At 35.1% G+C, this 12,712-nt stretch carries 8 protein-coding genes; 6 read left to right on the top strand and 2 right to left on the bottom strand.

Translation table 11 applies throughout. The annotated features are described in order from the left end of the window. Positions 1 to 91 precede the first annotated feature (91 nt). The 3 genes from JJL45_RS15310 (at position 92) to JJL45_RS15300 (ending at position 4,654) form a co-directional block, all read left to right on the top strand. The gene (locus JJL45_RS15310; protein ID WP_068603955.1) at positions 92 to 2,896 is read left to right on the top strand and encodes a M16 family metallopeptidase; all 2,805 of its coding nucleotides are present in this window, start codon (positions 92 to 94) and stop codon (positions 2,894 to 2,896) included. A gap of 8 nt (positions 2,897 to 2,904) precedes the next feature. Continuing rightward, the gene (locus tag JJL45_RS15305) at positions 2,905 to 3,351 is read left to right on the top strand and encodes a protein-disulfide reductase DsbD domain-containing protein (protein WP_067150136.1); all 447 of its coding nucleotides are present in this window, start codon (positions 2,905 to 2,907) and stop codon (positions 3,349 to 3,351) included. 211 nt (positions 3,352 to 3,562) lie between these two features. Next, on the top strand, positions 3,563 to 4,654 hold the full coding sequence (locus tag JJL45_RS15300) for a bile acid:sodium symporter family protein (RefSeq protein WP_068603975.1): 1,092 nt from the start codon (positions 3,563 to 3,565) through the stop codon (positions 4,652 to 4,654). 9 nt (positions 4,655 to 4,663) lie between these two features. On the opposite strand, the gene JJL45_RS15295 is transcribed toward JJL45_RS15300, so the two are convergent. Both JJL45_RS15295 and JJL45_RS15290 read right to left on the bottom strand, forming a co-directional pair. Next, complete coding sequence (locus tag JJL45_RS15295; RefSeq protein ID WP_068603953.1) at positions 4,664 to 5,572, bottom strand: GYDIA family GHMP kinase; 909 nt, start codon at positions 5,570 to 5,572, stop codon at positions 4,664 to 4,666. Further along, entirely contained in the window at positions 5,573 to 6,889 is a 1,317-nt protein-coding gene (locus tag JJL45_RS15290; RefSeq protein WP_068603951.1) for a hydroxymethylglutaryl-CoA reductase, degradative, read from the bottom strand. Positions 6,890 to 7,277: 388 nt separating this feature from the next. Here JJL45_RS15290 and JJL45_RS15285 point away from each other — a divergent pair, with 388 nt between their 5' ends. The 3 genes from JJL45_RS15285 to JJL45_RS15275 are packed head-to-tail and all read left to right on the top strand — an operon-like array spanning position 7,278 to position 12,655. Beyond that, positions 7,278 to 9,470 (top strand): S9 family peptidase, encoded by a 2,193-nt coding sequence (locus JJL45_RS15285; protein WP_068603949.1) that lies wholly within the window; start codon positions 7,278 to 7,280, stop codon positions 9,468 to 9,470. 42 nt (positions 9,471 to 9,512) lie between these two features. Then, positions 9,513 to 11,063 (top strand): peptide MFS transporter, encoded by a 1,551-nt coding sequence (locus JJL45_RS15280; protein ID WP_068603947.1) that lies wholly within the window; start codon positions 9,513 to 9,515, stop codon positions 11,061 to 11,063. 14 nt (positions 11,064 to 11,077) lie between these two features. Next, entirely contained in the window at positions 11,078 to 12,655 is a 1,578-nt protein-coding gene (locus tag JJL45_RS15275; RefSeq protein ID WP_082935960.1) for a peptide MFS transporter, read from the top strand. Positions 12,656 to 12,712 lie beyond the last annotated feature (57 nt).

The following is a 12,712-nucleotide window of genomic DNA, read 5'->3' as shown; positions in this document are numbered from 1 at the left end:
TTTTATGCTTTAAAATAAGTTTAGTATGGTTTTCTTAACCCATTCTGTAATCAATATCAATCATTTCATATAAATAATTAAATTCTGGTCCATGAAGCGTATTTTACAATACCTATTTGTTGTTGCTGTAAGTTTTAATGCTACAGCACAAACTTTAAATCTTAACGAACCTCTATCTACAAATTCTAAAATTAAGAAAGGCGTACTCCCTAATGGTTTAACATACTATATCTCGAGTACCGATGTGACTAAGGACGCAGCAAGCTACTATATTATTCAAAATGTGGGATCTGTATTAGAGAATGATGATCAACAAGGTTTAGCCCACTTTTTGGAGCATATGGCGTTTAACGGGACAAAGCACTTTGAAGGTAAAGAAGTACTAAATACACTTCAAAAACATGGTGCTGTTTTTGGAAAAGATATTAATGCGTATACAGCTTTCGATGAGACTGTTTATAATATGAATAACATTCCTACCACGCCAGAATTAATCGATACTTGTTTATTGGTATTACACGATTGGGCAGATGATTTGCTTTTAACAGAAGATGAAATTGATGCAGAACGTGGCGTGATTAAAGAAGAATGGCGTACAAGACAAAATGGAGGCATGCGAATTCTACAGCAATCTCTTGATGTGCGTTATAATAATACCATTTACGCCGATCGTATGCCTATTGGTTTAATGTCAATTGTTGAAAATTTTAAATACAAAGTACTACGTGATTTCTATCATGATTGGTATAGAACCGATTTGCAAGCCATTGCTGTTGTTGGTGATATTGATGTAGATGAAATGGAACAGAAAATCATAAAACTGTTTTCTCCAATTGCACCTATTAAAAATCCTAAACCACGTACTGAAGTTAATATCCCAGATAATGAAAAGATGCTTTATGGTATAGCTATGGATGATGAAGTAACAACTTCAAATATTAGCTTTGCTATTCGTCACCCCAAATCATTAAAAGATGAAACGGTGGGCGACTTAAAGGAATCTCTTTTAAATAGCATGATTAGTTCAATGCTATCAAATCGTATCAAAGAACTCACTCAAAAGCCAGATGCGCCTTTCTTAGGAGTTCGAATGGGATACGGAAGCCTTTCAAGAACAGCTAATAACTTTAGTGTGAATGTTTATCCGAAACCAAATCAGCAACACGAAGCTTTCAAATCAGCTATGGAAGAATTAAATCGTGCGGTTAAATTTGGTTTTACACCTTCAGAAATTGAACGTACAGAAACTGAATTTACAACGTATTACGAAAATCAAATTTCTAAAATTGACGATCAATCTCATGCTAGAATTGTTTCAGACATTCAAAATAATTATTTAGAGAATTCTGCAATGACGGATATCACTAAAGATTTTGAGCTTGTTAAACAGATTTTTGCTAGTCTAACACCTGAAGAAATACACAACCATTTAAAATCACTATACACGCAAAAAAATCGTTCTGTTTTCGTTACCGGTGTTAAAGGAAATAAAAATTTAACAGAGGATGAGGCTTTAAGTATTATTCACAATGCTGAGACTAATCCCAATTTAGTAGCTTATTCAGATGAATTCGCCGGGAAATCTTTAATGTCTGGTATTTCTCTTAAACCTGGTAAAATTATTAAAGAAGAACATAACGAAGCCATTGGAGCAACAACCTTTGTTTTAGACAATGGTATCAAAGTGCATTATAAATTTGCTGATAAAAATAAAAACGACGTGAGCCTAAACGCTTTAAGCTATGGAGGAACTTCTTTGCTTAGTGATGCCGATTTACCTTCTGCGAGTTTATTAGGTAATTTTGTTTCAGCATCAGGGTTAGGAGATTATTCAGCTACCGATTTAGAAAAAGTCTTAGCCGGTAAATCTGCTTCTACTAGAATTAAAGTGAATGGCTTAACTGAAAGTGTTAGTGGGTCATCAACAACAAAAGATGTTGAAACCATGCTTCAAATGGCTTACTTACGTTTTGTGAAACCTTGCTTTGATGCCGATGCCTATGATGTTCTTATGGGTAATATCGATAGTTATATCATTAGAAAAAGTAATGATATCAATCAGAAAATAAACGATAGCGTTACGGTATCGATTTACGGTAAAAATAATCCTAAAAAAGCTTTGTTTACTAAAGAATATGTGGCTAAAGTTTCTATGGATAAAATGAAAGCTATTTATCTAGATCGTTTTAATAATGCAGCAGATTTTGAATTCTTTATTGTTGGAGACATTGATAAGGAAACCTTAAAACCGTTATTAGAAAAGTATATTGCTAGTATTCCAACTACCGATAAAAAAGAACAGTGGAAAGATAATTCTGTAGAATGGGTAAGTCATAAAATTGATAAAGATGTCTTTTTGAAAATGGAAGATCCTAAAAGCTCAGTTCGTATCGCGCATAAAAATGATATGAAATATAGCTTGAAAAATAATTTGGTTGCTCAAACTGTTGGAGATATACTAACACTTAGATTTACAGAAACCTTAAGAGAACAGGAAGGTGGAACTTATGGTGCTGGTACTTCCGCAGATGTGGTTAAACGTCCTAAAGAGCAAGCCTATATTGCTGTAAGCTTCGATTGTAATCCAGATAAAGTAGAAAAGTTAATTGCTATTGTTCATGATGAATTACAAAAAATTGCGAACGGTGATATTAATCAAGTTGATTTAGAAAAAACAACAACTAATTATTTAAAAGAACGCAAACAACAACAAGATTATAACAGGTACGACATGAGTTTGCTTACAAATTTCTACCGTGAAGGTTATAATATGAATAGTCCAGAAAATTTCGAAGACATCGTAAATAACATTACTGTTAAAGATGTGAAAGCTTTTGTTAAGCATGTCATTAAGAAGGGTGAAACTTATGAAGTTGTAATTAAACCTATAAAATAAAAAAACGTATGAAAAAAATTGTTCTAATTTTAGCATTAGCTATAAGTAGCTTCGCTTTTTCTCAGATCCATAATCCTGTAACATGGGAAACTTCGGTAAATAAAATTTCAGAAACTGAAGCGGAGTTGGTGGCTACGGCTCAAATTCAAGATGGTTGGCATTTGTATTCGCAATCAGTTCCTGAAAACGGACCTATTCCAACGAGTTTTACTTTTGAAGGTAATGGGAACTATTTAAAAAAGGGTAACACCAAAGAAGAAGAGGGGCATACCGTAAACGATCCTGTATTTGAAATGACCATTAAATACTTTGATACTAAAACTCAATTTAAACAACGTGTAAAGTTAAAAAACAAAGGCAGTTTTGAAATTAAAGGTGTTGTGGAGTTTATGGTGTGTAATGATACGCAATGTCTTCCGCCTACAGAAGTAGATTTGGTATTTAAAGTAAAGTAGAAATAGCCAAAATATGACTTAGTTTAATACGTGTAAACGGATTATAAAGTCTATAAGTTTATAAATCTCAGATTATATTTTTTAATCTGAGATTTTTTTATGTCTAATTTTGAAGGACTAAGTATTGTATTTAGTTTTTTTTAATGCTGATTTTTCTTATTTTTTTAGAATTTTAAATATTAATTCAATTTTTAGACTCATAAATCCCATTATGAAAAATTTTAATATTCATAAACTAGCCCTAGGAATCTCAGTCATACTTTTACTAATCTTCTTCGGATTTATTTTATCGGGTAATATTCAGCAATCAGGTATCTTTTTAGTAGCTTTCTTTAGTTTTTTAGCTATCGGATTTAAGGGGGACGATTTGTTAAACGGATTTGTGTTTACAGCAGTAATTTTTGCTGGGGTAACTTTAGCTTTATTTTATCCGGAATACTTTTTAAGCATAGGAGATGTAGAATTAACGATACTTATTATCCCACTCATTCAACTTATTATGTTTGGCATGGGAACTTCTATGAGTATCCGCGATTTTGGAGCGGTTATTAAATCACCCAAAGGCGTTTTTGTTGGTGTATCAGCTCAGCTGGGTATCATGCCTATAATGGGGTTTCTGTTGGCTAAGTTTAGTGGTTTTCCTCCCGAAATTGCAGCAGGAATTGTATTAATTGGGTCTTCGCCAAGTGGAGTCGCTTCCAATGTCATGGCTTATTTAGCGAAAGCAAATTTAGCACTATCCATCACGATTACCTCCATTGCGACTTTAATCGCACCTTTTGTTACCCCACTTTTAATGAAAGTTTTTGCTGGTGAGTTTGTTGAAATTGATGTGTACGCCATGATGTGGAGTATTGTTAAAATGATTATTCTACCCATCGGAGCTGGTTTGCTAGTCAATCAACTTCTTAAAGAGAAAATGGATGGCTTTAGACGTATTTTACCCCTAATTTCTATGTTTGGTATTGGAGCTATCATTGTGATTATCACTGCAGCTGGCCGTGAAAATTTATTAGAAATGGGAGCTCTCTTGATGGTACTAGTACTCATTCACAATTTATTTGGTTACTTTCTGGGATATTGGTATGCGAGGTTGTTACGACTTAGTATTCAGGATTGTAGAACCATTGCCTTGGAAGTCGGTATGCAAAACGGAGGTTTAGCTTCTGGTATTGCCAATTCATTAGGGAAGATAGCCACCATGGGGCTTGCACCTGCTGTCTTTGGTCCGCTAATGAATATAACAGGATCAATATTGGCCTCGTATTGGCACAAAAAACCAGTCGATTCTCAAGAGGAATAAGTGCCTTAGTTAAAGCACCATGTCACAGTAAGGAATAATCGTATGAAACTCCTTATTCTTAAAATATGTAGTCGGATTTTCATCTGAAGCCACCATAATAAAATCACCGCCCCAGGCTCCTAAACTTTTTATGGCGCCATCAAAATCTTTAAAAAATAAATCTTTTACAGGCGTTTGTTTTGTGATTTTCGATATGTAGTTTTCATGAAGTACGATTAATGCTTTAAAATCTTCTAACGAATTGCATGAGATCATTTTAGTGGTGATAGCGCCCATCTCTTCAACCGAAAAGTCCGACTGTACTTTAGTCTCATTGTATTGTTTAATACCCTCGCGACTGTTTTGTTTTTTATTCAAATGAACAAAATAGAGGTTGTTTTTAAACGACGGATTAAATTCAACAGGAAAAACAAGCGGTACGTTGTTTTCTAATTGATACGTTATGGCATTATTATTTTGAGCACAAGCAATATCGTAGCCGCTGCCACCAAAAGTTTTTTCTAACAGCTTAAAGGCATCAACTTCTGCCCAGGCTGCAATATTATTTATTAAGGTTGACGAAGTGCCAAGTCCCCAGTTTCTTGGAAAGTCTAACCTGGTAGTCACATGAAAACATTCATTTGAGTCTAAAAAAAGCGGATTTAATTGTTTGGCAGCCTTCAAAATTTGAGTTATACGCTGGGAGACGTCACAGGCTTCTTCCGAAGAAAATAGATTTAAGTCAAAGACACCTTCAAACCAAGTGTCGCCTTTTTCATCTAAACTGGTCCAAATAATCTTTTTTTCATCTGTTGGTATAATGTCTAAAGATTGTCCGTACTTGGTAGGTACTGCCAATGAAACGGCGCCATCTAGAACGACATATTCACCAGATAACAATAATTTACCGTTACTATAAAAGGTTTTATTAGTCACCATTTAGTTTCTTAAGGACTTTAAGGCTTCAATAACGGCATTATGCGTTACGGTTTTGGTTTTAAAATAGTCTGTGAGTTTTAGCTTTTCTTCGTCGTTAGCTTCAAACTGATTTAGGATATTCATTAAATGCATTTTCATATGCCCTTGCTGAATACCTGTTGTGGTTAAAGAGCGTAAGGCAGCAAAATTTTGTGCCAGCCCTGCAACGGCAACAATTTGCATCAATTCTGGAGCTGATGGTTTATGAAGCATTTCTAAGGCTAACTTCACTAAAGGATGTAAACCTGTAAGTCCGCCAACCGTACCTAGAGCCAATGGAATTTCCATCCAAAATTTAAAAATACCATCTTCAATTTTAGCATGCGACAAACTGCTATAACGTCCGTTTCTAGAAGCATAAGCGTGTACGCCAGCTTCAACCGCTCTAAAATCGTTACCTGTGGCAAGTACTACAGCATCAATACCGTTCATCACGCCTTTGTTGTGGGTTACGGCTCGGTACGGCTCGATTTCAGCAATATTGACCGCTTGAATGAATTTGCGAGCAAATGCTTCACCAGAAATTGCAGGATTATCGCTTAGTTTTTCAACAGGGCAGCTCACTTCGGCACGTACTAAGCAATCGGGAACATAATTGGAAAGGATACTCATGACTATTTCAATTTGTTGTTCGGTTTCCGAAAACAAATCAAAATTTAAAGCTTCATTTTTAAAAGTTTTAGCAAATTGTTCTAAACAGGAATTGATAAAATTAGCACCCATGGCATTTAAGGTCTCAAACGACACATGCAACTGAAAGTAATTATCAATTTCAGATGTTTTATCTCTTAACTCAATATCTAAAATACCTCCACCACGCTTAGTCATGTTCTTAGTAATGGCCTCCGAGTCTTTAAAAAGCATAGGCTTTACATCTTGAAAAAAGCGTTTCAGTTTATCGGTATCTCCGCTGTACATAAAATGTACCTGACCAATTTTTGTAGTTGAAATAACCGTGGTTTTAAATCCGCCACGATCCAACCAAAATTTAGCCGCTTTACTAGCTGCGGCAACAACAGAGCTTTCCTCAATGGCCATGGGAATGGTGTAAAGCTTGTCGTTTATTAAAAAATTAGGAGCAACACCAAGAGGCAAGTAGTAATTGGTTATGGTGTTTTCTATAAATTCATCATGAAGCTGTTGTAGCTTATCATTTGTGTTCCAGTATTGTTTTAATATGGATTTTGCGTCTTCAGCATTTGAAAAATAGGTGTCAACTATCCAATCTATTTTTTTTGATTTGGAGAGTTTTGAAAAGCCAGAAATTGTTTTACTCATAACCTGTAATTTGCCTGGCAAAGATAGTGTTCTTGCTAGAAATTTCGGCATCTCACTTTTGAATATAAGACCCTATTCCCATTTTTATAGGATTTTTAGCTTATAGAAATATTTGTTGAATGATTTGATTATTGGTTTACAAACAGGTGTTTATATCAGTTTTATATCAAGAAGCTTAGTAACATATTATAACTAAAATACGGGAAACTTGTTTCAATCATGTTATTTAACTGTTAATAATGCTTGTTTTTTGCATAATTTTTAGTAACCTTGACATCATTTTTGAATAAAAAATATTTTTTATAGAAACACCTACAATCGACAAAATGTAATCTAATTAATGATGGTTTTGTTCGTTTTATGAGTTTTTAATCAACCAAAATAATACATGAATCATCTTAAATTATCTTTTTGTGTTTGCTTATTCGTCACTTCATTAATATCTGCGCAAACCAAAAACATTACCCTCGAAGACATTTGGAAACATGGCAGTTTTAGAACAGAATATATGGATGCTTTACATTCCATGGCCAATGGTAAGCAATATTCTGTGCTAAATTTCGATCGCGCTTCACGAAGTACTTCAGTAGATATTTACGATTATGAAACACTTGAAAAAGTAAAAACTTTAGTGTCTTCAACCGATTTAAAGGATTTGGCATATTTTACCAATTATACTTTTAGTGCCGATGAACAAAAAGTCATTTTGGCTACTAATGAACAGGCTATTTATCGTCGTTCTTCCATTGGTCACTACTATGTTTACGATGTTAATACCAAAGATTTAACCCTCATTTCTGAAGAAGGTATTCAAGAACCTACTTTTTCTCCCGATGGTACAAAAGTGGCATTTGCCAAAGGAAACAACCTATTTGTAAAGGATTTAACATCAAATACGGTTAAGCAAATCACTTTTGATGGGGAAAAGAATAAAATTATTAACGGTATTACCGACTGGGTTTACGAAGAAGAATTTGCCTTTGTTAGGGCTTTCGATTGGAATGGCGATAGTAATAAAATAGCCTTTATTAAATTTGATGAAACTGAAGTTCCAGAATTTTCAATGGATGTTTATGGAAAACAGCTTTACCCAACGCAACAAGTTTTTAAATATCCTAAGGCCGGAGAAGCTAATTCTAAAGTGTCCCTTCATTTATATGATTTGAAATCGGAAGCACTTACCGAAGTTTCAGTGAATAAAAAGTATGAAGATTTTTATATCCCCAGATTAGCCTGGACCAAGGATGCCGATGTGTTGAGTGCACAGTTTTTAAACAGACATCAAAATGCCTTGGATTTATGGATGATTGATACCAAAAAAATGACATCCCATTTGGTTTTAGCTGAAACAGATGAAGCCTATGTTGATGTTACCGATAATTTAACTTTTTTAGAAGATAATAGTTTTATTTGGACCAGTGAGCAAGATGGTTTTAATCATATTTACCACTACGATAAAAAAGGAAAACTGATTAATCAAGTTACGAAGGGGAACTGGGAAGTGACCGATTACTACGGATATAATGAAGATAAAGATGTAATTTACTATCAATCTGTTGAAAATGGGTCGATTAATAGAGATGTTTATGCTATTAAATTAAACGGTCGCAGTAAAAAACGTTTGTCTGAAAAAGAAGGAACGAATGAAGCCGCGTTTAGTGCCGATTTTTCATTCTTTATTAATACGTTTTCTAATGCATCTACTGCACCAGAATATACTTTAAACCATTCTAAAACAGGTGCCGTTATTAAAGACATTAAAAATAATAAGGCTTTAACTGATAAATTAAAGGATTATCAAACCTCAGTTAAGGAATTCAGTACTATTTCAATAAATGGAAACGATTTAAATATGTGGATGATAAAACCTGCTAATTTTGATGTAAATAAGCAGTATCCTTTATTCATGACGCAGTATTCTGGACCTGGATCTCAAGAGGTTTCCAATCATTGGAATTCTTCAAACGATTACTGGTATCAATATCTAGCACAAAAAGGAATCATTGTAGTTTGTATTGATGGCCGAGGAACAGGGTTTAAAGGCGCCAAGTTTAAAAGGGTAACACAAAAAGAATTAGGTAAATACGAAGTAGAAGATCAAATAGCTGCAGCCAAGGAGTTAGGTAATCTGCCATATGTTAAAAAAGATAAGATTGGTATTTGGGGCTGGAGTTTTGGTGGTTTTATGAGTAGTAACTGTTTGTTTAAAGGTAATGGTGTGTTTTCAATGGCTGTTGCTGTGGCACCTGTTACCAGCTGGCGATTTTACGACTCTATTTATACCGAACGCTACATGACAACCCCGCAAGAAAATCCTAGTGGTTATGATGATAATTCCCCGATAAATCATGTCAACAAGTTAAAGGGTGATTTTCTTTTAATTCATGGTTCTGCTGATGATAATGTACATGTACAAAACACCATGCGTTTAGCAGAGGCTTTAATTCAAGCCGATAAACAATTTGATTGGGCGATTTATCCAGATAAAAATCACGGGATTTACGGCGGCAATACCAGACTTCACTTGTTTAAAAAAATGTCTACATTTATAGAAGATACATTGCTGACAAACAACGAATAACAAATAACTATTAATCAGAAACCACAACCAATAAAGAAACCTATGTCTAATACGGTAATAAAACCACATCAAAAGGAACTATTCGGACAACCAATAGGGTTGTATATTTTATTTTTAACTGAAATGTGGGAACGTTTCTCCTATTATGGGATGCGTGCTATATTGGTGTTATATATGGTAGCCTCATCAGAACTAGGAGCTGATGCTAGGGGAGTTGGCTTAGGTTGGACCAGCAAAGAAGCGCTAGCTTTATATGGTTGGTATACCATGTTGGTTTACATTATTGCCATTCCTGGAGGTATGATTGCCGATAAACTCATCGGACAGAAAAAGGCCGTTTTATATGGCGCTATAATTCTTTGTTTGGGGCATGGCGTTTTAGTACTTACCGATATTTGGGCCTTTTATACAGGACTAGGATTGGTTATTTTAGGGGTTGGATTATTAAAACCTAATATTTCCACCATGGTTGGTGGCTTATACCAACAGGGCGATATTCGTCGCGATAAAGGCTTTAGTATTTTTTATATAGGTATCAACTTAGGGTCGCTTTTAGCAACCTTAATTGTTGGTGTTGTTGTGGCCAATTATGGATGGCACGCAGGTTTTGGATTAGCTGGAGTCGTGATGGTTCTAGGTTTAATTAACTATATAGCAGGGCAAAAATACTTAGTACAAGTTGGTAATCATACTACAGTTGAAAACCCTGAAGATGAAGTGTCTTACGGGAAGTTATATGGCAAGTTGTTCAATTCTCCAAAACATCTTACAATCACAGCAATCTTAGTTGTAGCATCGTTTATAGGCTGGTATTTCATGGATTGGGGCTACGGTTTGTTGTTCTTGTTTTTAACAGCTATTGCGGCACTTTTAATGATGATCTATAGAGAACTAGAGTCACAGGTTTTTAAAGATCGATTTATTGTGTTATTACTTTCCTTTATTATGGTAATTATCTTCTGGGGTGCTTTCGAGCAAGCTGGAGGATTAATGAATATTTATACCGATACCAAAACCAATAGAATGATTGGGGGTTGGCAAGTACCTACTATTATGTTCCAAAGCTTAAATGCAGGATTCATTATTTTATTTGCAACGGCTGTCGCCGGTTTTTGGGCTAAACGAAAACTTAAGGGTAACGAGGCATCATCCTTATTTAAAATGGCTATGGGAATCATCATTATGGGCTTTGGCTTTTTGTTTATGGTATTTGCAGTAATGGAATTCGAAAAATCAGGCGCTTCTAGTATGATCTGGTTAGTCTTAGCATATTTATTCCATACGCTTGGTGAATTATGTTTATCGCCAGTAGCTCTTTCGTTTATAACAAAATTAGCACCTGCAAAATATGCATCCTTGATGATGGGAGTCTATTTTGCGTCTTCTGGTTTAGGAAATAAAGTAGCGGGGATTCTAGGAGAGTCGGCATCAGATTTTGGTGAATACGCGATATTCGCAGGCATCTTTGTATTTACGGTGGTTATTGGTGGTTTATTCATCTTAATATTAAAACCTTTAAAACGCTTAACGCATGGGGCAGAAGATAACGAGCATGTTATTGAAGCCGAAGAAATCGAAATTGCAGAAAACTAAAAGATACATAATTAATGGAAATGACTAAAGTGAGATTCGAAGGTTCCGATATGAACCGTAAACTTTTAATGGGCCACCCATCTGGTTTATTTGTTTTATTCTTTACTGAAATGTGGGAGCGCTTTTCGTACTACGGAATGCGTGCTATTTTAGTGTTATTTTTAACATCATCTTTAATTGATGGCGGTTGGGCATGGTCTAGGGAAGAAGCTCTAGGGCTTTACGGAACTTATACCATGTTAGTATATTTCTCACCAATCTTGGGAGGTTTAATAGCTGATAAATTTCTAGGGTATAGAAAAGCCGTTGCTATTGGTGCTTTTGTGATGACTTCAGGCCATGCAGCCATGGCTTTAGACACACCGTGGAGTTTATATTTAGGTATAGGCTTATTGGTAGCAGGTAACGGGTTATTTAAACCAAATATTACTTCTATTATCAACGGCGTTTATAAAAATGCACAAGATAAAAAGGATGGCGCTTTTACCATTTTTTATATGGGTGTGAATGCAGGAGCCTTTTTAGGTATTTTACTTTGTGGTTATATCGGTGAAATGGTTGGGTGGCATTATGGATTCGGATTAGCAGGAATTTTTATGTTTTTCGGAATGCTACAATTTTGGTTTTCTCAAAAGATTTTTGGGCGTATCGGATTGTCACCTTCAGATTCCATAGAATATGATGATGCTATAGAAACTCAGAGTGAAGATCCTGTTGTTGAAGAAGCAGTTGTACCTGCCAACGTGCAACGTGATCGTTACATTGTGGTTGGAATTTTAGCCTTCTTTACTATTTTCTTTTGGGCAGCCTTTGAACAAGCTGGTGGTTCTATGACTATTTTCGCGGCAGATTATACAGACCGTGTTTTAGAGGGGAATGCAGCCAATATTTTTAGAGTAGCTAATACACTGCTTACCGTCGTGCCTCTTTTAATTATTACTTATGTTTTGTGGCAGTTATTTAGAATTACATTCAGTAAATATGCCTTATCCAATATTTTCTTAGGAACTAGTTTTGTGATCATTTGGGGTATTGTAATTTGGATGCTTAAGAATCAATTTTCAGAAGTTGAAACTGAAGTTCCTGCTTCTTGGTTCTCTATTTTGAATTCCTTCTATATTATCGCCTTTGCACCGCTGATTTCGAAAATTTGGGAAAGTAAATACAATCCATCAGCTACCGTTAAATTTGGTATAGGTCTAGTGTTACTAGGTCTCGGATTTGGCGTATTAGCTTATGGGTCTTCGGGAATACCTCAAGGGGCTCAAACGGCTTCAGTGAGTATTGTGTGGTTAATTTTAGCGTATTTATTACATACGCTAGGAGAACTTTCTTTATCTCCTGTTGGGCTATCTTATGTGAGTAAATTAGTTCCGGCAGCTAAAATTGGTATGATGTTCGGACTTTGGTACATTGCCGTGGGATTAGGTAATAAAGCAGCAGGTACTATGGGAGGTATGATTGATAAGATTACAGCTCAATATGACTTAGCTACCTTTTTCTTAATCTTTACTATAGTGCCTATTGTAGCCGGGTTAATTGTAATGGGATTAACTCCAGTTATGAAAAAACTAATGCACGGTGTGAAATAAGTACTTAAACATATAAATTTATTTAAAATGCTCCTTTTTAGGAGCATTTTTTGTAAG

It is taken from the genome of Tamlana sp. s12, from assembly GCF_016767215.1.
Lineage (GTDB): Bacteria > Bacteroidota > Bacteroidia > Flavobacteriales > Flavobacteriaceae > Pseudotamlana > Pseudotamlana agarivorans.
The sequence above is the reverse complement of the archived record's forward strand: the minus strand, read 5'-3'. Positions and strand labels throughout refer to the sequence as shown.

What these genes read in the sequence shown, in the direction of transcription:
- JJL45_RS15310 (WP_068603955.1), top strand. Translation starts at nt 92, where the DNA reads ATGAAGCGTATTTTACAATACCTATTTGTTGTTGCTGTAAGTTTTAAT.
- JJL45_RS15305 (WP_067150136.1), top strand. Translation starts at nt 2,905, where the DNA reads ATGAAAAAAATTGTTCTAATTTTAGCATTAGCTATAAGTAGCTTCGCT.
- JJL45_RS15300 (WP_068603975.1), top strand. Translation starts at nt 3,563, where the DNA reads ATGAAAAATTTTAATATTCATAAACTAGCCCTAGGAATCTCAGTCATA.
- JJL45_RS15295 (WP_068603953.1), bottom strand. Translation starts at nt 5,572, where the DNA reads ATGGTGACTAATAAAACCTTTTATAGTAACGGTAAATTATTGTTATCT.
- JJL45_RS15290 (WP_068603951.1), bottom strand. Translation starts at nt 6,889, where the DNA reads ATGAGTAAAACAATTTCTGGCTTTTCAAAACTCTCCAAATCAAAAAAA.
- JJL45_RS15285 (WP_068603949.1), top strand. Translation starts at nt 7,278, where the DNA reads ATGAATCATCTTAAATTATCTTTTTGTGTTTGCTTATTCGTCACTTCA.
- JJL45_RS15280 (WP_068603947.1), top strand. Translation starts at nt 9,513, where the DNA reads ATGTCTAATACGGTAATAAAACCACATCAAAAGGAACTATTCGGACAA.
- JJL45_RS15275 (WP_082935960.1), top strand. Translation starts at nt 11,078, where the DNA reads ATGGAAATGACTAAAGTGAGATTCGAAGGTTCCGATATGAACCGTAAA.